The 22007-nt window shown below is 33.0% G+C and carries 22 protein-coding genes; 13 read left to right on the top strand and 9 right to left on the bottom strand.

Going from position 1 to position 22007, the window contains the following annotated elements:
• Positions 1–76: 76 nt before the first annotated feature.
• The 9 genes from A9G23_RS01735 to rsfS all read right to left on the bottom strand — a co-directional run bounded on the left by A9G23_RS01735 (position 77) and on the right by rsfS (position 7225).
• Complete coding sequence (locus A9G23_RS01735; protein WP_065585980.1) at positions 77–802, bottom strand: amino acid ABC transporter ATP-binding protein; 726 nt, start codon at positions 800–802, stop codon at positions 77–79.
• Positions 799–1479 carry a glutamate/aspartate ABC transporter permease GltK gene (gene gltK, locus A9G23_RS01730; protein ID WP_065585979.1) on the bottom strand — a complete coding sequence of 227 codons (681 nt, stop codon included), beginning with the start codon at positions 1477–1479 and terminating at the stop codon, positions 799–801. Before gltK ends, A9G23_RS01735 begins: the two co-directional genes overlap by 4 nt.
• Complete coding sequence (locus A9G23_RS01725; protein WP_065585978.1) at positions 1476–2216, bottom strand: amino acid ABC transporter permease; 741 nt, start codon at positions 2214–2216, stop codon at positions 1476–1478. The genes gltK and A9G23_RS01725 overlap by 4 nt, the downstream gene beginning before the upstream one ends.
• Positions 2217–2309: 93 nt before the next feature.
• A complete protein-coding gene (locus A9G23_RS01720) occupies positions 2310–3218 on the bottom strand; it encodes a glutamate/aspartate ABC transporter substrate-binding protein (protein WP_065585977.1) in 909 nt (302 codons plus the stop codon).
• A gap of 227 nt (positions 3219–3445) precedes the next feature.
• Positions 3446–4987 carry an apolipoprotein N-acyltransferase gene (gene lnt, locus A9G23_RS01715; RefSeq protein WP_065585976.1) on the bottom strand — a complete coding sequence of 514 codons (1542 nt, stop codon included), beginning with the start codon at positions 4985–4987 and terminating at the stop codon, positions 3446–3448.
• Positions 4980–5852 (bottom strand): CNNM family magnesium/cobalt transport protein CorC, encoded by an 873-nt coding sequence (gene corC / locus A9G23_RS01710; RefSeq protein ID WP_065585975.1) that lies wholly within the window; start codon positions 5850–5852, stop codon positions 4980–4982. The genes lnt and corC overlap by 8 nt, the downstream gene beginning before the upstream one ends.
• A 99-nt stretch (positions 5853–5951) precedes the next feature.
• Positions 5952–6419, bottom strand: coding sequence for an rRNA maturation RNase YbeY (ybeY, locus tag A9G23_RS01705; protein ID WP_065585974.1), 468 nt, complete (start codon positions 6417–6419; stop codon positions 5952–5954).
• A 13-nt stretch (positions 6420–6432) separates the two neighbouring features.
• A complete protein-coding gene (gene rlmH / locus A9G23_RS01700; RefSeq protein WP_065585973.1) occupies positions 6433–6903 on the bottom strand; it encodes a 23S rRNA (pseudouridine(1915)-N(3))-methyltransferase RlmH in 471 nt (156 codons plus the stop codon).
• A 4-nt stretch (positions 6904–6907) separates the two neighbouring features.
• Positions 6908–7225 carry a ribosome silencing factor gene (gene rsfS, locus A9G23_RS01695; RefSeq protein ID WP_065585972.1) on the bottom strand — a complete coding sequence of 106 codons (318 nt, stop codon included), beginning with the start codon at positions 7223–7225 and terminating at the stop codon, positions 6908–6910.
• A gap of 594 nt (positions 7226–7819) precedes the next feature.
• Between rsfS and A9G23_RS01685 the strand changes: the two genes are divergently transcribed.
• From A9G23_RS01685 to A9G23_RS01625, 13 genes are all read left to right on the top strand, one after another.
• The gene (locus A9G23_RS01685; protein WP_218059462.1) at positions 7820–8050 is read left to right on the top strand and encodes a Flp family type IVb pilin; all 231 of its coding nucleotides are present in this window, start codon (positions 7820–7822) and stop codon (positions 8048–8050) included.
• Positions 8051–8237: 187 nt separating this feature from the next.
• A complete protein-coding gene (locus tag A9G23_RS01680) occupies positions 8238–9545 on the top strand; it encodes a CpaF family protein (protein WP_065585970.1) in 1308 nt (435 codons plus the stop codon).
• Positions 9542–10468, top strand: a complete 927-nt coding sequence (locus A9G23_RS01675) for a type II secretion system F family protein (RefSeq protein ID WP_065585969.1) — start codon at positions 9542–9544, stop codon at positions 10466–10468. Before A9G23_RS01680 ends, A9G23_RS01675 begins: the two co-directional genes overlap by 4 nt.
• Before the next feature lie 141 nt (positions 10469–10609).
• Positions 10610–11350 carry a type II secretion system F family protein gene (locus A9G23_RS01670; protein ID WP_176700254.1) on the top strand — a complete coding sequence of 247 codons (741 nt, stop codon included), beginning with the start codon at positions 10610–10612 and terminating at the stop codon, positions 11348–11350.
• A gap of 45 nt (positions 11351–11395) precedes the next feature.
• Positions 11396–12745 carry a tetratricopeptide repeat protein gene (locus tag A9G23_RS01665; protein WP_065585967.1) on the top strand — a complete coding sequence of 450 codons (1350 nt, stop codon included), beginning with the start codon at positions 11396–11398 and terminating at the stop codon, positions 12743–12745.
• A 44-nt stretch (positions 12746–12789) separates the two neighbouring features.
• The gene (locus A9G23_RS01660) at positions 12790–13644 is read left to right on the top strand and encodes a hypothetical protein (protein ID WP_065585966.1); all 855 of its coding nucleotides are present in this window, start codon (positions 12790–12792) and stop codon (positions 13642–13644) included.
• Positions 13645–13646: 2 nt separating this feature from the next.
• Positions 13647–15074, top strand: a complete 1428-nt coding sequence (locus A9G23_RS01655; protein WP_065585965.1) for a type II and III secretion system protein family protein — start codon at positions 13647–13649, stop codon at positions 15072–15074.
• Positions 15075–15093: 19 nt separating this feature from the next.
• Positions 15094–16248, top strand: coding sequence for a hypothetical protein (locus A9G23_RS01650; protein ID WP_075508419.1), 1155 nt, complete (start codon positions 15094–15096; stop codon positions 16246–16248).
• Between the two features lie 32 nt (positions 16249–16280).
• On the top strand, positions 16281–16751 hold the full coding sequence (locus A9G23_RS01645) for a TadE/TadG family type IV pilus assembly protein (protein ID WP_065585963.1): 471 nt from the start codon (positions 16281–16283) through the stop codon (positions 16749–16751).
• Between the two features lie 15 nt (positions 16752–16766).
• Positions 16767–17537 carry a tight adherence pilus pseudopilin TadF gene (gene tadF, locus A9G23_RS01640; protein ID WP_065585962.1) on the top strand — a complete coding sequence of 257 codons (771 nt, stop codon included), beginning with the start codon at positions 16767–16769 and terminating at the stop codon, positions 17535–17537.
• A 24-nt stretch (positions 17538–17561) separates the two neighbouring features.
• Positions 17562–19547: a TadE/TadG family type IV pilus assembly protein gene (locus A9G23_RS01635; protein WP_065585961.1), complete on the top strand. Its 1986-nt coding sequence runs from the start codon at positions 17562–17564 to the stop codon at positions 19545–19547.
• Between the two features lie 70 nt (positions 19548–19617).
• The gene (locus A9G23_RS01630; protein WP_176700228.1) at positions 19618–21000 is read left to right on the top strand and encodes an RCC1 domain-containing protein; all 1383 of its coding nucleotides are present in this window, start codon (positions 19618–19620) and stop codon (positions 20998–21000) included.
• Positions 20993–21445 carry an A24 family peptidase gene (locus A9G23_RS01625; RefSeq protein WP_176700229.1) on the top strand — a complete coding sequence of 151 codons (453 nt, stop codon included), beginning with the start codon at positions 20993–20995 and terminating at the stop codon, positions 21443–21445. Before A9G23_RS01630 ends, A9G23_RS01625 begins: the two co-directional genes overlap by 8 nt.
• Positions 21446–22007: the final 562 nt, after the last annotated feature.

Genomic DNA, 22007 nt, shown 5'->3' with positions numbered 1-22007 from the left:
AATGATTCTTTATAAAATGATGGATAATTCGAGGAAGAAATAATAAAACAGGGCGATAAGCCCTGTAATAATTAACTTAATGAATAATCTTAGCTAAAAAGTCTTTAGCACGATCTGATTGTGGATTAGTAAAGAACTGTTCTTTTGATGTATCTTCAATAATTTCACCTGCATCCATAAAGATAACACGGTGCGCCACTTTACGCGCAAAGCCCATTTCGTGAGTAACCACCATCATGGTCATGCCTTCATAAGCGAGCTCAACCATCACATCTAATACTTCATTTACCATTTCAGGATCAAGTGCTGAGGTTGGTTCGTCAAACAGCATGACAATAGGATCCATACATAACGCGCGAGCAATGGCAACTCGTTGCTGTTGACCGCCGGAAAGTTGTGCGGGGTATTTATCTGCATGAGCAAGTAAACCAACACGTTCTAAAAGATTAAGCGCTTTTTCGCGAGCTTCTTCGTCTGTTCGACCTAATACTTTAATTTGAGCAAGTGTCAGATTTTTTAAAATAGTTAAATGGGGAAACAGTTCAAAATGTTGAAACACCATCCCCACTTTAGAACGTAATTTAGCTAAATTAGTTGATTTACTGGTTATTTCTGTTCCATCAATAATAATTTTGCCTTCTTGAATAGGTTCTAAGGCATTGACTGTTTTTATCAAGGTTGATTTACCTGAACCTGAAGGACCACAAACGACCACAACTTCGCCTTTACCGACTCGAGTTGTGCAGTTTTTTAATACCTGAAATTGTCCATACCATTTTGATATATTTTCTAAGGAGATCATCGAGTAATCCTTTTCTTAAAATAATTAACTAGACGTGAAACGGTGAAGCAAATAACAAAATAAACTGCTCCTGTAAATAATACCATCTCAACGATTAAACCATCTCTATTACCCACAATATTAACCGCACGATAGAAGAAATCAGCTAAATTTAAGGTGTAAATAAGCGTCGTATCTTGGAATAAGATAATACCTTGTGTTAATAATAATGGTGTCATAATACGAAATGCTTGTGGTAAAACCACCATTCGTAATGCCTGACCTTTAGTCATACCGAGTGCTAGTGATGCACTGATTTGACCTTTAGATACACTTTGAATACCAGCTCGAATAATTTCCGAATAGTAAGCCGCTTCAAACAAAGCAAAAGCGATTAATGCCGACACAAAACGTATATCTGTTGTGGGTGGAAGATTTAAAATCCTTTCTAATAGTTGAGGCACAAGCAAATAAAACCAGAGCAAAACCATCATTAATGGAATTGAACGGAATATATTTACATAGCATGAAGCAAACCAATGTAGTACTTTAATAGATGAAAGTCGCATAATGGCAAGTAGCGTTCCCCAAACGATACCAAAAATTACAGCGGTAATGGTTATCTCTAAGGTTAATAGCATACCACGCATGATATAAGGTAAATTAGGCAGGATTTGACCCCATTCTAAATCGATCATGATTTACCTCCTAATACGCCAGGAAGTCGCACTTTTTTCTCAATATATTGCATGGCAAACATGATAGCGACATTGATAATTACATATCCAAATGTAATAGCAATGAATGATTCATAAGGTTGGCCTGCATGTTCAAGCAATTGGTTTGCTTGTTTTGTTAATTCAATATAACCAACAGTCGAGGCAACAGCCGAGTTTTTAACCATATTTAATATTTCAGATGTTAATGGTGGTAAAACACGTCGATAAGCATTAGGTAATAAAATATATAAATAGGTTTGTTTTAAGGTTAGTCCTAATGCAATTCCGGCACTTTTTTGGCCAGCAGGAATTGACTGAATAGCTGCTCTCACTTGTTCACAAATACGCGCACCCGTAAATAATCCTAATCCTATAGTAGACATTAATAAAGTAAATACTATAGGATCAAGATCATATAACCAAATGCGGATAGATTCAGGTACCAGTGCGGGTACAACTTCAACCCAAAAGAATAAATGAATGATTAGCGGTATATTCCTAAAAACTTCAACATAACATGCACCTAAGCTAGATAAAAAACGGTTAGGTAATGTTCTTAGTACACCAAATAACGAACCCACAAAAAAGGCAACCGTTCCTGATGTAATAACTAGCAATATGGTCATTTGGAAACCTAGCCATAACCAGCCCAGATACGTAGTATCACCAAATGGTGCTGGTTGCAGAAAAATCCCCCAATTCCAACTTGTTGTCATAAATACTCCAACATGTAAAAGATATTTTGTAAATAGTACTAAATAAGATGACAGACGTAGTTACCTACGCCCTTTGGGAAAAATATCAGTGTATTAGTCTAATGCTTTATCATTAGGATGAGCGAAAAGCTCTTTCATCTCAGGAGACATATCAAAGTTCATATTTAACCCTTTTGGTGGAATAGGTTCTTTAAACCAACGGTTATATGACTTTTCGGCGACACCTGATATTTGTGCATCAGCGATTGTTTTATCGACTAAAGCTTTAAATTGCGGATCTTGTTTACGTAACATACAACCATAAGCTTCATAAGATAATGGTTTACCCACAATTTCCCATTGTTCAGGTTTTTTCGCTTTTGAGCGTTCACCTGCTAACAACGCATCATCGATAAGAAATGCTGCTGCTCGTCCACTTTCAAGTGTGCGGAATGCATCACCATGATCCTTGGTCGCAATAATACGAATATTTAACCCTTTTTCTGTATTGTTTTTGTTGAGCATAACTTCTGATGTCGTGCCTGAAGTTACCACAACACTTTTGCCTTTTAGATCATCAATATCAATAATTTTGCTATCGGCTTTAACTAAAAAGCGTGTACCAACAATAAAGATCGTATTTGAAAAATCAACTTGCTGTTGGCGTGATAGATTATTAGTGGTTGAACCACATTCAAAATCGTACGAACCATTTTGTAATAGTGGAATACGATTTTGAGATGTAAGCGGTAAATATTTAACTTGCAAGTTAGGCATATTTAACTCTTTTTTTACCGCATCAATAATAAGATCTGAGTAATCTTGAGAATAACCCACAACTTTTTGGTTATCGCCATAATATGAGAACGGGACAGATGATTCTCTGTGTCCTACGACAATCACACCATTTTCTTTTACTTTAGCTAGCGTACCAGTTAGTTCATCGGCAAATGCGGCACTACTCAATAGACCTAACATTGCAAATGATAACACGAGTTTGGTTAATTTTGTCTTTCTGTTCATACTCATCTCCTACTGTTTAGTTTGTATCATATTAAATAATTTTAATATTTTTACAAAGGGCGTATATTATAACTTATTTTTTAGCATAAAAGTACTTTTTACTGTTTATTTATCTATCATTGGAGCTAGATGTAACCAATAAGTAACGCAATATTACGATGATTGATCACAACAATAACTAGTTAAATCCAATTATATTTAAGCAATAATTATGCCAGTATCGTAAATTATGAACGTCTTTTTATAAAAAGTGAGATAAACATTAATGCCATGATAGTAAAATAAGGCCAATTTCCCCATCTTGCATAAGGCGTTAGACCTGTTGTGGGTGATACAGTTGCTGATAAAACTGCTGTTTTAAATTGTGATAACTGTTTAACAATATTGCCATGTGGATCGATAATTGCGGTAATGCCAGTGTTAGTGCTACGGATTAAAGGCCTACCAAATTCTAATGCTCTAGCCTGTGCCATTTGTAGATGTTGTTTAGGGCCAATGCTATCACCAAACCAAGCATCATTTGAAACAGTAAGTAAAAAATCGGTATCATGGGCAAAGTTTTGCCACATTAAATTAGATAAAATTACTTCATAACAAATGGCTGGGGTAAATTTAAAGCCTTTTATTTGTAATTGAGGTTGTTTTACATCGCCAGATTTCATTGATGACATGGGTATATTGAGCAATTCAGTAATCGGTTTAAGTATTGATTCTAGCGGTGTAAACTCTCCAAAAGGCACTAAATGGTGTTTTTGATAACGGTTGGTTGTTGGATATTGATATGGCTCTTTTTCACCTAATACTAATAAAGTATTGTAGAGTTCCCCATTAGCTTGAAACCCATCTTTACCAAAGCGGTAATCAATAATACCTACAGCAATTTCAGAATCATGGGCTCTGGCTTCGTTATCCATATATTTTAAAAAAGATTGCTGATTTATTTCATAATCGGTAATACTGGCTTCTGACCATATGATAATTTTATCTTTTTCGAAGTTGTCTTGAGTCAGTTTGATATAGGTTTGTAACGTGTTATTGAGTTGCTCTTTTGTCCAACGAATTGACTGTGAAATATTTCCTTGAATTAAAGCAAAATTAGCCGAACGAGTGTTATCTATCGTAGTCCAATTAATATTATTGAATGAAACTGGTGCAAAAAAGATCGTAAACAGTGCGACAATTGCACCAAGCGCGTGCTGTTTTGGTGTTTTGCTGGTTATTGTCTTTATACAATAAATGAATAGTCCACACAAAATAGTTAACAATAAATTAACGCCATCTATCCCCAATACAGGGAAATAGCCCTTTAACGGGCTATCAATCTGGCTATAACCGAGTTGCAACCAAGCAAATCCGGTTAAAAGATAACCGCGCAAGAACTCGGTTAATTGCCAAAGCATAGGAGCTACAAGCACAAGTTGTTTAAATGAAAATTGTCCAGCAAAACTATTTGCCATTCTTAACAGAAAAGCAAATAGCATCGGGTAAAGCGACAAATATACAATTAAAAGGTCTAAAACGATAATGGCAACCAGAGCAGGTAACTCGCCATACTGTTGAATACTAATATAAACCCAGTGTATCCCTGCCATAAAATAGCCAATGCCCCAACTTAATCCAAGTAACATGGCTTGTTTTTTCGTTTTATCGGCAATAAGCCATAAAAGCCCCGCAAACGAGACAAAAGCTAAAGGCCAAATATGAAATGGGGCATAACTAAAAACCGCTATACCACCTAAAATTAGGCTTAATAAGATTTGTTTAAACATTTTCAGGTAGCTCTAAATTAGGCACAGTTGCTCCATCAGGAATAGTCACATGCAATTGGATTATTCGCCTTCGGTCAACAATGGTGACCTTAAATTGATAACCGTCAATGGTAATGCTTTCACCACGTAAAGGTAATCGTCCAAAATGTTGCATTACCAGCCCACCAATGGTGTCCATTTCGTCATCACTAAAATCAGTGGAAAAAATTTCATTAAAATCTTCAACTGGTGTAAGCGCTCTTACCGTATAAACTGAAGGCGTTAAGCGGCGTATATCGCGATCTTCTACCTCATCATATTCATCTTCAATATCACCAACAATAAGCTCTAAAATATCTTCGATAGTCACAAGCCCCGACACACCACCAAACTCGTCGATAGCCATCGCCATATGATAACGTTGCATACGAAACTCTTTTAACATATGATCGACACGTTTACTTTCTGGTACGACAACGGTTGGTCTAAGGATTTTTTTGAGATCGAAATTATCAACACCTTGGCGAATAAAAATCAAAAGATCTTTAGCTAATAAAATGCCTTCTATATGATCTCTATCTTCACTGATGACAGGATAACGTGAGTGGCCATGTTCAGAAATAATATCAAGACATTCATCAAGCGAATAATTATCTTTAATCGTCACAATTTGAGAGCGGGGAATCATAATATCGCGAACGCGTTGCTCTGCTATATCCATTACGCCTTCAATCATATCAAGGGTATCTGGATCGATAAGTTCGTTTTCTTCAGCTTCGCGAATCACCTCGATAAGTTCTTCTTTATCTTTTGGCTCTGAATTAAATAACTGACTTAACCATAATGCAAACCCTTTTTTAGGTCTCCGGTGATTATCATCACTCATTTGCTCTTTTCCTTTCTTGCTTTGTTTTTAATATAACTTATTTTATATGCTTGTTTAGTTAGCTAAATTGACATTTAACTAAACGGTTAATGGTATATTTTATTCATTAATGGGCTGATAAGGATCTTCAAATCCCAATTGCTGCATAATCTCAATTTCAATATTTTCCATTTCTTCGGCCTCGTCGTCAAGGATATGATCATAGCCTAATAGATGCAAACACCCATGCACAATCATATGTGCCCAGTGCGAAGTTAATGATTTATGTTGTTGTTTGGCTTCGGCTGCGACAACTTGTTTACAAATAATGAGATCGCCCAATAAAGGAACATCAATCTCAATGGGTGATTCAAAGGGGAAAGATAAAACATTGGTGGGTTTATCTTTATGACGATAGGTATTATTTAATTGCTGGCTTTCTTGTTCATCAACAATACGGATAGTGAGTTCGGCATTATCCATAAATTGAGGTAGAATAACATTTAACCACTGCAAAATTTGCGCTTCGGTTGGTAAATTTAGGGTATCTTCTGTAGCAATTTGCAAATCTAAAATAATGGCGCTCATTTTATTACCTTAATTATTCACGATGATAAGGATGATTAGTGGTTAAACTCCATGCACGGTAAAGACTTTCAGCCACAATGACTCGTACTAAAGGATGGGGAAGCGTAAGTGGCGACAGCGACCAACTCTGCTGTGCTGCCGCTTTGCAAGCAGCAGATAAACCTTCAGGCCCGCCGATTAATAAACTCACATCACGTCCGTCTACTTTCCAGCGTTCTAACTGCTCAGCTAAATTATGCGTTGTGTATGGTTTACCCGGTATATCAAGTGTCACAATGCGATTGCTTTTACCGCAAGCATTTAACATCAATTCGCCCTCTTTATCTAAAATTCGGGCAATATCAGCATTTTTAGTGCGCTTACCTGCGGGGATTTCAACTAGTTCTAAAGGCATATCTTTAGGAAACCGTGACTGATAATCATCAAAAGCAGTCGTAACCCAGTTTGGCATTTTATTGCCAACAGCTATAAGCTGTATCTTCACGCCATTAACTCCAAAGCTTCTCAAGTTCGTAAAGCTGACGGCTTTCTTCTTGCATGATATGCACAATCACTGAATCCATATCAACCACGACCCAATCCGCATCACTTTGCCCTTCGCTACCTAACACCAAATGGCCCTGTTTTTTAGCTTCATCAAGCAAATGCCCCGCAATAGACGAAACATGACGGTTTGAAGTACCCGTACAAATAATCATATAATCGGTAATGCTTGATTTACCGCGGACATCAAGGGTAACAATGTCTTTGCCTTTTAGATCATCAATCTTATCAATAATAAAATCTTGTAACGACTGCTGCAAAATAATCTCTCTTTTATTAATTTATGAAACATAAGGCTCCATTATAGCATATATTTCAAAAAGAACGGTGGAGTTAATGTTTGACAGGAAGTTTTTTGTCAAGAAAAACATTGAGCTAATGTATCCGTTTTCACCAAAAAGGTTGAAAAAATTCAAAGATGGAATGCAATATCATAAATTTACCAATTGGGCAAAATCAGATGGTATAGCCATAAATTATATCACAATCCAGATATTCAATATAAAAATGGTTAAATGGTAAGATTTAACCGTACATATCTTACATAATTAAGAATTCGTTAAGATTTGTTAAATACTGAAAATTAGATTAAAAATTAGTCAATCAAACTAAAAAAAAAATAATCTCTCATTTGTTTATTTTTTTTTAAAATTTATATTTAACAATGCGTTAATGTTATTTTTTTTATTATAAAGTTTGTTTTTAACAATATAGGTCATTATAATAAATTAAAATTTATATGGTTAGTAATTGACTGTAATTCGATAATAATTTATACTGCGTAAACTTTCAGATAAGAAAGTAAATTATTTTTAAAAAAATTGTAAGAAATGTAAGAAATTTTAAAGGAGAAAATTATGATGAACTTATCAGTAATCAATACTAAAGTAAGAACTTTTTTAGGTAAATTCGCTAAAACTGAAGAAGGTGTAACTGCGATCGAATACGCGATTGTTGCAGCGGGTGTTGCAGTAGTAGTTATGGCTGTTTTCGCTTCAGGCGGTCCAGTTGAAACTATGCTTAAAACTATATTTGAATCATTAAAAAATAAAGTTGGAGCTATCGTTGGCGGTATTGGCGGTAAATAACTCTTAAATAGCGAAGGTTGTATCTATGAAAATGTTTCTTATGATGTTCGATAGTTACGTAATTCCTTAGCATTTGTAGTTTGAAAATAACGTTTTACCGTTATTTTCTAAGGTGAAAGCTGTTAGAAGCAGAAAGCAACTAGCAGCTTTTAACTGCCTTTAGATAGTAGAGTATGAAATAACCAGCATGGATAATAAAGAATTTAAATTTTCTAGTGAGTGGGGTAAAGTACGCGAATTAGTATTTCAGGTCCTTAATCTTGATTTAATTGAACAATTAAAAAATGAACCCAACCAAATCCTACGTGAAGTCCAAACTGCAATCAGAGAAATCAATAGTTCTGGAGCTGCCTATATTTCCGCAGACGAGTTAAATGTATTGGCAAGTATGATTTGTGATGAAATTGTCGGTTATGGTCCAATTGATTCTTTGATGAAAGATGAAACAGTCAATGATATTTTAATAAATGGACCTTATAGCATTTATGTTGAACGAGGCGGTATTCTTAGTAAAACGGATAAGTTTTTTATTAGTGATCGCCAGTTACTTGATATTGCAAGACGTTTAGTTAATAAAGTTGGTAAAAATTTAGATGAGGCACACCCTTTAGTCGACTCCCGCATGCCTGATGGTAGCCGTCTTAACGTTGTTATTCCACCGATTGCCATTGATGGTGTCTCAATGTCCATTCGTAAATTTGGTACAGGTCGTAGAACATTTCATGATTTAATTCATTCTGGCTCGTTAGATGAAAACATGGCAAATTTTTTAGTTATTGCTGCACGTTGTCGAATGAATATTATTGTTTCGGGGGGAACAGGTTCAGGAAAAACAACAATGCTTAATGCTTTGTCTGGATTCATTGGTGAACATGAACGTACTATTACACTTGAAGATGCCGCAGAATTAAAACTCCAGCAGGATCATGTGGTTAGAATGGAGACGAAAGTAGGAGGCGATGATGGTCGAGGAAAAATTACCATGCGCGATCTATTGGTTAACGCATTGCGAATGAGACCTGATCGGATTATCTTAGGCGAATGCCGTGGTGAAGAGGCGTTTGAGATGCTTCAGGCCATGAATACTGGGCACAGTGGTTCAATGTCAACATTACATGCCAATACTGCTAAAGATGCGTTATCCCGTCTAGAAAGCATGATTATTATGGCTCAGTCTGAATTACCTATTTCGGCAATTAAACGTTATATTAGTTCTTCCATTAATTTTATTATTCAAGTTTCTCGCCTTCCCGATGGACAACGTAAAGTAATGAGTATCACTGAAGTTCTTGGAATAGAGACCGACAATATTGTTACCCATGATGTGTTTAAATTTAAAATTAATGATGAGAAAAAAGAGGGGAGCAAGATTCAAGGTGAATTCATCTGTAATGGACTAGTAAAACGGTCAGCTCTTTATGAAAGTGCTCAATATTATGAAATGTCTGAGGTATTGGAAAAACTAATGTTAAATGCAGTGGGAATTAAAGCATGATTTTAATCCTTTCAGTTGTACTTATATTTGTTGCTCTCGTAAATATTTTGGTATTACTTCGTCGTAAAGAGCGTTTGCAGATTTTTTATAATGTCGAAGTTAAAAAGGTATCACTAACTAGTTTGGTTGAAGACCAACTTACCCAAAAAAAACAATCTTTTGGTGATCAAATTAGCTCTAATTTTATAATTACGATCAAATCTTATTATAATCTCCTAATAATGGGGCAATCTAAAGTGCGATTGCTCGTTTATGTTTTTATAGGTATTGTTGCAGGTATAATATTCAATCAACAGTACATCAATTTTGATAATTATATTGCAATTCCGCTTAGTGCTGTCGTTACAATTGTTATAATACTCTTTATTAAAAAAAAGAAACTAACAAAAGAATTTTACGAAACGTTTCCCGAAGTATTAAATATTATTACGGGTGCAGTCTCATCTGGTAATGCAATAACAACAAGCTTTAAAGAATGCGGAAATACTGTTGACGGCATTGTTGGTAAAACAATGAAAGAGGTTGATAGCAGAATAGAAATCGGTGAAAACATTGAAAGTGTCTTGTTAAACTCTTATCTACGCCTTCCTTTTCCAGAGTATTATTTTTTTATTTTAACGGTAATGGTTAATATTGATAGTGGTGGAGAATTAAAAGAGATTCTTAGTCGATTAACAAAGATGCTCACAAACAATCGTATTCTAACTAAAACTAGAGATGGTAAAACAGCAGAATTAAGAATGACGATGACAATTCTGGGTTGTATGCCTTTTGGCTTCTTGTTAATGCTTAAATTAATCTCACCTACGCACTATGAGAACTTGGTTGATACAACAGTTGGTAACTATCTTTTGTACTATGTCGTAGGTAGCGTAGTTATTGGTTACCTTATTATCAAAGGTATGATTAATAAGATTATTTAAATTATGAATAGTTTACTGTATATATTATTTTCAATTATTTTAATCTACTTTGGTTGTAGAGAGTTGCGTAATTTATATTGTTTTTATCAAAGAAAAGAAAAAATTAGCTCAATCTTCTATGATGAAAATAATGAAAAGAAAGTGTTTAAGAAGAATCTGAACGAAAAAAATCTTGCTTTTGAAAAGATTATTGCTAAAAACAGTATTAGCCTAGAATTTATACGTCGTTTTCAAGAAAAAAATAGCTGGAAGTTGTATGCCGTTATTGTCGTATTTTCATTCTTTTATCTTGTTAATCAAATCTTTTCGTTTATTGTAGTTAATTCAAATATTCTACTGATTTTTTTGCTTATAATTATTATTATGGTTATTTTCTTGCCAGATTGGGTTGTAAGAAGACAAACAATAAAACGGATCAAGAGAATTTCACAGGATTTACCATTAATCATTGATATGATGGCGATTATGATTAAATCGGGTATGACAATCGAAAATAGTTTTAAGTATTTAAGCATAAGAGTAAAAGTGATCAATAAAGATGTGTCAGTAATCTTAGAAAGAGCCTGTTTAATGATGGATGTCAATGGTATTGAATCCGCTGTTGAATTAATTCAACGAGATGTACCATGTAAGGAAATCAGAATGTTTTGTATTACATTAAAAAGAAGTATTAGTTATGGCAACTCAATTTATGATGCTTTATTAGATTTATCAACTGAAATTCGAGAAATGCAAAAATTAACAATAGAAGAAAAAATTGCTGCTCTTGCGGCCAAAATGACTATACCGATGATGATATTTTTCCTATTACCTGTACTAATCATCGTCGTGGGACCTGTTATCATGAATATTATGTCAACATTAGGTAAGTTGAAGGGATAAAAGATAATGAACTATTTTTCAATATGCTGTAAGCCAAAAAGGTTAATGAAACCAAAAATTATTGTTGTATGCTCAATTTTGTTTTTTGCTACTGGGTGTCAAAATAGTACTTTAAGATACGATTTAGATGAGCAACAAAAAATTTATATACATGAAACCACGAAGAACTATGGTGGTTTAATTGAGATTTATAAGCAACGCTTACAACGCACAGACAGTGAAGATACAAGGCATAAACTTGCTCAGATCTACTATCTTTCTAATGATTTTGATGCAGTAAAAAGAGTTTTAAAACCTGTTTTAAGGGAAACTAAAAATGATAGTATTTTGGTTTTATATGGTCATGTTGAATCTAGGCTTGGTCATAATGATATAGCATTAGAATATTTAAATAAGGCAATTGCAATCAATCAAAAAAATGGTGAAGCATATAACGTAAAAGGTATAGTTTTGCTTAAAAAACGACAATATGATGCTGCGCGCTATTCGTTTAATCTAGCCAGAGAAAACTTCTATGATGAGAATAAAGTCACTAATAATTTAGCAATGCTATCAATTTTGAATAAAGAATACAACGAAGCTTATAAGCATCTAAATATCTTATATACTAAAGGATATCGTGACCAAACTATTCTTCATAACTTACTTTATACATTAGTTAAATTAAATAAAATGCAACTAGCTAAGTCTTTTTGTATAGGGCATAGATTATCTAATGATCCAGACATCCTAATTCAAGAATTAAGACAGATTGAACCTGTTGATGCCATAAAATTTAATGAGAGTATACCAGCACAGAGCGAGAATCAAAAGCAATATACCCTTGAAAATACAATATCACAGCAAGTGTCTAAAGTAAAAAACATTAAACCAGAAAAAGGAAATAAATTAGACGTTGGTACAAAATTATCAAATATGGCTAAACTAGAACCAAGCACAGAGCCAAAACAAACTACTCTATCTGTAACAAGCTCAGGGGCAGTCACCAATACTGCTGTTTCTAAAAACAATAATAAAATAAGTAAAACAACGATTGAAGAAAAAATTTTAGCAGTTCGTTCTGGAGAGCATAAAAAATTTAGTCGTATTACTTTTGAAACTACAAATCAATTGAGTAAAAATCAATACGTAATTGAGAAAATTTCTCCCACTGAATTTAAATTAACAATTTATGATGTAACCTTACCTGCTAAGGGAATAAATTATGTTATTAATCAAATCTCCCGTAGTAATAGAGATTTTTCCTACGTCACAGGAACCTTAACTAGCGAGAAAACATTAAATCTAAAAATAAAAACTAAACAAGACTCAATAGTGAAAGATTTTTATGCAGGTCCTAATTCTAAAGGGGATGCCCACTGTTTTGTTTTCGATTTTTATTTAAAAAATAAATAATTGCAACGAAAAAAACAATAGATATAAAATTATATGGAGTTTGCATGAAAGGTAAAAAATTAATTATTTTATATATATTAATGTTAGTTGTGGGACTGGCGTTATTACTTACAAAATCATCACCAAAACAGGTTGCTGAGCCAGCGGTTCAACCTGTTGAGGTGAAAGTAGAACCTAAAAAAACAGAAACGATGACAATTGCTGTAGCAAAAAATGCGATTAATAAAAATACAATTTTAACTAAGGATCATTACTATTTTAAATCAATAGAAATTGATGTTGATGACAGTAGTGACAAAACTAAAGAATATATAACTGATGCAAAAGAACTTGACTCTTATGTGGTTAAGAACAATATTGCGAAAGATACTTTTATTGAACGGCGTTTTATTGCTTCGCCTGATTCGCCTGATTACAGCATGTTAGCGCTAAAAGAAGGAAATTATATGTTTCCATTCAAATTAGATCCTACTGATTATTATTTAACAACAAATCTAAAAAGTGGTGATCTTGTTGATCTTTATATATTTTATGCTGATGAAACGGCTAACTCACGTAAAGAGAATAAGTTAGTTTCACCTAGCGCTGATTTTGTTAAAAATCGCATCAAACCAATTATTGTTGGAAAGAAAATCCTCTATATTACTCAAGCAGGTGAAATAAACTCTAAGTTTCAAAAAGACAATGTTGGTCAAATTCAATTAGAGCTTTCGAATCAAGAAATTAAATTATTAAGAACATTAATGACAAATTCTACAATTATGATATACCCAAGTACTTACAAAAAAAATGTTGAAGATGGATTACGCTTATTAAGTGATAGAGAAAAAAACTGGCCATTATCTGATAATGATATTTTTTCAGAGAAAAAACGGATTAATTTACTAAAAGGTAACTAAGAATGTTTATAAAAATTAAATCAATTATACATATGATAAGACCCCTTGCTTGTTTATTCTCTATTGGCTTTTCTTCACTGGCGTTTGCTAATATTCATAATTTACAAGTTGGGCAAAGTAAAACCATTGTTTTACCAGAGAATGTAGGTACAGTGTTCATTAGTCAAGATTCTGTAGCAAATTATGAGGTTATTGATGGTAAGTCTTTGATTATATATGGTAAATCAAATGGTAGAGCCAGCTTGCTTGTTTATGATGATGCAAATAATATTATCGTTAATGACACCATTAATGTGGATCCGCTTTTATCTCAGATTACACATAGATTGGCTCAAAATTTTCCCAATAGTAGTGTAACAGTCGATCGTTATGATAATGGTGATCCGAATGGAAGATTTGTATATGTACTAAATGGCACCACTCCAGATACTACGACAAAAGGTAAAATTATGGCGGTCGTAGGTTCACTTGTCGGGCAAGGTGCAGAGCGAATACGCACTACTGCAAAGGGGGATGCAGGAAGCGCGGAGCTTACATTTCAAGATTATTATATTTATAACAATATCATTGATAACATTAGAGTGATAGAAGAGTATCAAGTTAATGTCAAACTGACTTTTGTTGAAGTTAGTAAGCAATTTACTGATTCGTTGGGTATTGAATGGCAAAGTTTAACTTTGGATAGTATGATAGAAAATGGATCCGATATGAATACTGTTGGGGAATTTACAGTATTAGGTCTAAAAAAAGGATTTCGTATCCATGATATTACCACAATGATTCGTGCATTAAAAAATGATCGTTTAGCTAAAGTGTTAGCACAACCTAACTTATCTGTACTATCTGGCGAGAATGCATCATTTTTAGTCGGTGGTGAGATTCCCATTGTGACTAAGAATAAAGATGGAGAAGCAAATGTTACCTATAAAGAATACGGTATAAAATTAAACATCAGCACTAAAGTGAATAATGATAAGCGTATTAGATTATTCCTTGATAATGAAGTAAGTTCAATTGCTGGTTCATATGCTTTTAATAACTATAATATCCCAACTTTGACAACTAGAAAAACTAGTTCGACTATTGACTTATCCGACGGAGATAGTTTTGTTATTGCAGGATTAATTAACGAACAAGACAGCGAAACATTATCTCGCCTTCCTTTTATTAGTGATATTCCTATTTTAGGGGCATTAGCTCGTAGTGCGCAGACAGAGCGAGGAAAGACAGAAATGGTAGTATTTGCAACAGTTAATTTAGTGACAGCGAATAGCAGTTTTGATAATGTCGAGTTACCAATTTTGGAACGTACTGATGTGATTAATAGTTTCTTCAATATTAAAAATAATATGAATAAACAACGTCGCAAAACAGTACCAATTTCTAACGAAAGTGAAAAATTTATTAACGATATGGGCTTTATTGAATAAAAGATTATTAGGAATTTTTATGCAATTATTTGGTAATAAAAAAGATACAGAAGTATCGAAAGACTCGTCACAAGAATTTGTAGCTGGACAAATATCGAATTTTCAAGTCGCTATTTTAAGTAAACGAAGTGAACTGATTGAAAAAGTTCGTTCTTTGTTATTCCTTTACAATATATTAAGTATAGATATCATCTCATTAGAATTATCTGAATTGAAAGAAGATCCAATTTTCAATAAGTATGATGTGATTTTTTTAGATATCAAAGATGAAGATAATGCTGCACTATTATCAGAAAGCATTAATAAGTTTCTTCCAATTAAAGCAACTACAATACTTTTGGGCAGCCATGATTCAATCGTATTTTCTGAATCTTTATCAAAAAAAGGAATTCATTTTTTATTAGAAAATAGCCAATTAGAAAAAATCCCTACTATTTTGCATACAAGGAGTTTAACCGCACAAGGTTCACAAAGAGTGGGGAGCATTGTTACATTTTTAGCCACTAAAGGAGGAATTGGTACATCATCATTAGTGGTTCATACAATAAAAAATATTAGCGGCTTAACTAATTATCCTCTTCTTTATATTCAAGGTGCAACTACAAGCCCAAATGCCGACTTCTTATTTGAAATACCAATACCTCAAGATGGTTCAATAATTAATGTTAAAGATTCTTTACAAGTAAAAATTGAAGATAGAGCTTGGCAATATGACAATCTTAGCTCAGGACAATTTAACATTACTTTTATTGAGCAAAATATGGGATTAGCGTCTTCATTTAAACATTTAGAAGAGATCATTAATTTTTCAAATATTGTGTTTATCGTAATAAATCGAGATCCCTACTCAATTAAAATTGCTAAAAAAATGCTTGATGAAATATCGCGTATTAATACGCAAAACTCCGATCTATTAAATAAGCGTTTTTTAGTTTGTTTAAATGACAATCTTCCTTTTGATAAAAGAAATGATTTACGAGATGAAGATATAGAAGAGTTTTTAGATCGAAGTATTGATTTTAGACGTAAATTTATTCCAAAGATGGATAAATTTAAAGAATCCTACAATAGTAGTGAAATAAAAGAGATATCTTCAGCGATTATTGGAAATAAACAAAACAATCAAAATAATTCAAAATCGTCTTTTACATTATTAAAGAGAAAAAAAGATTAACACTTAATATCTAATAGGGCTGAGCAAAAATTATGTTGAAATGTTGGAAATTATTTTTTAGGAAAAACAATGCAAATGTTTCTATTGAGTTTGCAATTGTTTTTCCTTATTTAATTGTGCTATTTGTATTTGTACTTGAATTAAGCCGAATTATGTTTATTGGTTCTGCCTTAGATTTAATGTCAACAGAAATAACAAGAAAAACGGCAATTTCTGAAAATGGAAATTATACTAAGCAAATGCAACAATTAGTCATCTCTGAAGTACCACTATGGCCCTATCTGACTAATCCAGATGATTTTCATGTAACCGTAGCATATTGTCAAACAATACAAGATGTAATTAATAAAACTTGTCAAAATACGCTTAATGCAGATACACGTTTGTTATTATTTAATTTACAGTATGACTACTATGCCATGTTTTCAGGGCCGTTTAGTCGTATTTTAAATTCTTCTTTAACAAAGAAAACTGTTATTTACCGTGAGTTTTATGATAATTAAAGGAATAGAGTAACAATGAAATATTTTGGTAATTTTTTCCGCAATAAAGACGGTATGATGTCAATTGAGTTTGCAGCATCTTTCTGTTTGTTTTCAGCATTAGTGTTTATTATCTATGATGTGTACAGTACCATCATGCTACAAAATAAATTGGAGCGAGCAAATTATGCTGTAGCTTCAATTTTTCGCGAAAGATCGGCTTTCTACCCTGTTATAGATGGCACAAATAATCACAAAATAAGTTTATGTCATTCAAACCCTAGTTCTTGCCATAAATCTTATGAATTATTTGATGATGCTCAAGTGCAAGAATTAGAAAAATTGGCAACTTCATTATTAGATAGTGAAGTTGTTATAAAAGTAGATGCTTTATTTATTTTACAAAATGTTGAGCATCCAAAAAGTTTAAATCATGCTAAGTTAGTAGCTTTAAGTTCTGAATCATGTTCTTCTGGTATTTGTAATAATACGGGAATCAGAAGCTATTTTGATTCACTGCCTAGTATCACCGAGAATTTAACAAATTCTGCAATTGCTAGTTATTCAGATCTTGCCCCATATGCTCCAAGATTTATCGATACAACAACTGGATTAGATGGACGATGGATCCCTATATATCGAGTTAGTATGTGTATTGTTAATGAAGAAAGTCTTTATTTAAAATGGATTAACTCTAATAGAAAAGCAACTGATACTTTCCCAAATTTATGTAGTAATACTGTAGTAATATCTCGTTGTAATGATATTACGAATGTTAATACAGCTTGCCCTATTTATCATCGTTAATCAACACTCTTTTGAGAGGATTTTATGAATAATAATAACAAACTAAAACGGAAAAATTACAAAAAATCTTTTTTACAGTGTACAGCTGGAAATATTATTATAAGTTTTGCGATTATGTTTCCTGCAATGTTTATTTGTATGTATTTTTCAATTGATCAAACACAAAACATGCGCACTCGGGCTCGGATATCGGAAGCGACTAATGAGGCCTCGTTAGCTGTTGTAGCCATAAATAATAAAATTCGAGATCAAAAAGCACTTGAAAAAAATATCAAAATAGCATTGAACTATATTAATTATTTTATGAATCAAACGCGTGAGGATTTAATAGGACTTTCTAGGGCCACTATAACCTATGATAAAGATAAAAAAGAATATTATGTTAGGTATGTACAAGAATTTGCATCTTTACTGGATAGTGATGGTGGATTTGTGGCATTAAATCAAAATACAGTTATAACAAATAATGAAGAAACTTATGGTAATACCAGAAAGTACTATACTCCTGATTCTGTTGGTATTGCTTTTATTAGCGACTTTTCAGGTTCGGCTACATGTCAATACTCTGATTCGTCTTGTAATAATTACTCTCAAGGGTTAAATAACGACCGTAAGCGACTTGACTATATGAAAAAAGCAATAGTAGACATTATTGATAATTATAAAAAGGAGCCTCAATTCAATTTTGCTTTAGTCCCTTATGACATTGGTGTCCCAGTGCCCTTTGACCCTAACGAAGTGAATAATAAAGAAAAAAGTCAAAATCCTGCTGGAGGGGGAAGTTATGCATGTTCTCTTATGTATAAAATGAAATCTCCTTTCGATTCAGTTGATTACAATTTTTGGGCAAATAAAAATATTGCATATCCAAAATGGAATAAGTTGAAGAAAAATGATCTAATTTCTAATTATGTAACCTATGATTATTTTGCTGATTTTAAAAATACGGTTTATTACTATCTAGACTATTATAATTACCTTTATTATTCAAAAATAATTGGACCGGCAAAAGGTTTGAATGATAATGAGTCATTAGTTGATGGCGGATTATGTCGTAAACGACATAATATTGAACGAGTTAATATGGGGTCTACTCGATATGCTTGTGGTGAAAATAATACTGATTATCCATTAAATCAAGAAAATAAAAACACTATTGAGAGTCAATACGGTAAAGTAGTTCAACTATATGATTATATGTTCTCTAATGACTATCCTGATGTGCATTATTCGTTTGCTAATACTAAAACAGTTGATGTAAAAGGCACTATTGACACATTATTTAGTGGTATGAATGTTAATACGATAACGTTTAACCGTCCTATATCACCTGCTATTACTGATTTTTCACCATTTCAGGGGATGTGTCAGTCGCCTTTATACAGCAATGAGATTATGAGTGAAAAAGTGATCAATATGCCAAATTCTAAAAGGCTTGAAGAAGCGTCAAAACATATTAGCAAATTTAAATTGTCACCTCATTTAATTCCTTTCAGTGATGATAGTGAGCACAATATTAAACTTCTTAATTCTATTAAAAGTGCGGATTGGCAACCAGGAGGAGGAACTGATACCATGACAGCTTTGTTAAGGACTGTACCAGTGATGGCTCGAGGTAATACTATTAATAATAAAGTTATGATTATTATAACTGATGGTAAAGATGACGCTGGGGCAGATGTTCTGAGAGATGAATTTTTAGATAATAACGTTTGTCAGAGTATAAGAGAAGGTTTGAAATCTGAGCAAAACCAAGAGAATGGTTATATTGATCAAGCGGCTAAAAATGCAGCTATTTACTATATAAAATTAGATCCTAACGCTGGATATTTGAAAACAGACTCTGAATATGAACGTGCGTTCGGAAAGTGGTTTACTAAGTGCATGAATGGTCACAAGCAATTCTTACATGAGGCTAGCGATTACAAGACATTGTATGACGCAATAAATAGAATCATTGAAGTTGAAACGGGCAATTTTGTTATTAAAAAAGAGCAGATTAAGCAATGAAAAATAGGAGTTATAAAAAATGAAAACGTTAAAAGTCCTGATATTATTTATAACTTGTATATGTTTTCCATTGTTAGCAAACACGCGTACAGATGCAATAATATTTACAACTAAAGCGGAAATAAATCCACACACCCTAACTAACTTATCGAGAACAGGCTTAACCATAGAAAATGGTGATCTTTGGGTTTGGGGTTATAGGAATAAGGGATTACAAGGTAATGGTGATAAAAAGGTTTCTCGTAAAGAGCCACCTGCCAGAATAGAGTACTTTGTTGAAAAAGGACTTTCTATTACACAGGTAGCCGGTGGAACATATCATATTATTGCGCTAGATGATCGAGGAGATGTCTGGGGTTGGGGAAGAGATATCCACAAAGAAGCTTCGGGCGGTAAATATACAGGTCACGGTCATTATCCAAGTCTCCCTGTTTTAGTTTTGGAAAATCAAGATATTATTCAGATCAGTTGTGGTAAACGTATTTCTTATGCTTTAACAAGATCGGGGGAAGTGTATTTTTGGGGAGATGGTCATGATGGTGAATCAGGAACAGGTATTCATGGTGGTCATGCTTCAAAGGTTGCGCTTACAAAGATCCCCTCTGGTTATTTTGACAATCGACCTGTAGTGAAAATCGGTGCTGGTTATGATAGTGGTTATGCCATCAATGATGCTGGGACAGTTTTTGCTTGGGGGGATGAAGAACGAGATTCATTTGGTGAAGTAAATCACAAAGCCCATGTTAAAACTCCTATTCCAAAGCAGATTAAAAATTTAGATGGTATTGATGGTAAAGATATTGTACATATTACCGGTGGAAATGCATTTACTGTTTTTTTAACCTCATCCGGTAGGGTTTACGGTATGGGAAAAGCTAGTCGTTTAGGTGTTGCCGGTCCATATGATGATGATGATGATGATGATGACATAGATGAGGACGATGACGATGACGATGAAGATGATAATAATGATGACGACGACGACGACGATGATGATAAAGAATTGACGCCAGAAGAAATAGAGCACGAGAATCAAAAAAGAGAAGGTGAAAAAAAGGGGAAGACAATTGCTAAACCTGTTCTAATTACACGACATGTTAGCTCCGTTTATTGTAGATTTCGTGGTTGTGTTGCCATCACTAACCATAATAGATTAGTAACATGGGGTCATAAAGGTGGTCCTTATAAAAATATAATGTATGGCAGAAATCCAACGGAGAGAGATTATCTAGGTCATCTAACCAAAATTGATGTTGGTAAACAGCATATTTTTTATTGGAATGACGAAGGTGAAGCTTTTGGTGTTGGATCTGGTGGTGGACATAAATTTAATTTGGGTACTAATAAAAAAAGGGATTGGCCAGGATATAATATGACATCTCTTGTTGATGCAATGAAAGGAGTGTATGGTCAAGATTACATTCCAGGTCAAGGATATGATCATAATGATTAGCCAAGAATTAATTAATGATATTATTATTTTGGTAATTTGGGGATGCTTGTTAGTTACTTGTTATACTGATATAACACGCCGAACGATCTCAAATTATATCGTCGGCATAATATTCATCCTCATTATTTTGAATTTTATTTTCGGACGAGGTCAATTAAATTATAGCGCATCGGGCATATTTTTAATCTGTGGTCTATTTATGTTTTATTGCCGATTAGTTGGTGCAGGGGATATAAAATTAATTACAGTGCTACTGATATCCATTCCATCAAATTGTGTATTGTTTTTCTTGGTGACAATTACGTTAATTGGACTCCCTATTGCAATTGTAGCAATAATATATAAGTACATTAAAAAGCCGGCAGGTGGAGTTACGCTACCTTATGGGCTAGCAATTAGTGGAAGTTATTTTTTAACATCATATATTTTAATAACTAATTTTTAGTTACGGCTACTTTAAAAATATAAACATTAATGTTTCCTAACCTAGCAATTGGTTGGGAAACTTTTTTATTCTAAATAGATAATATATTATAATTAATTTGATAGGTATCTCCTAATGGTTGGTTATTACCATAATACTACTACTATTATTAAAATAATTAATTTATATAAGTGTGCGCTGTCTAATATTTTGTAGAGAAGCCAAAAGGCGTTAACTTTATTTGTTTATAAATAAACATTGAAAATGTTAGTGTGATTGCTTTAATATGTGACTTGAACAAATAAATTATCAATTGTTATATTTTCATTTGATTTATTTAAAAGTAATCTAATATTTCAAAAATAGTTGATTTTTCTGAATTACTTTTGTCCACAAATATACTTATACTTCTGCCTCAGTTATTCTATCTTAAATATTAAAATTTAGAGTTTGTTTAACTTGAAAACCTTTACAATTTTCCGCCTATAATAACTTAATAAAAATTAATTTTTATTATTTAACATATTTATTTTATGCATGTTAATATAATAGCGATTATTTTTTAAATAAAAAGATCAAATGA

The organism is Gilliamella sp. App4-10, from assembly GCF_001690495.1.
GTDB classification, from domain to species: domain Bacteria; phylum Pseudomonadota; class Gammaproteobacteria; order Enterobacterales; family Orbaceae; genus Gilliamella; species Gilliamella apicola_G.
Note: the sequence above shows the minus strand (reverse complement) of the source record. Positions and strands in the feature narration are given on the sequence as shown.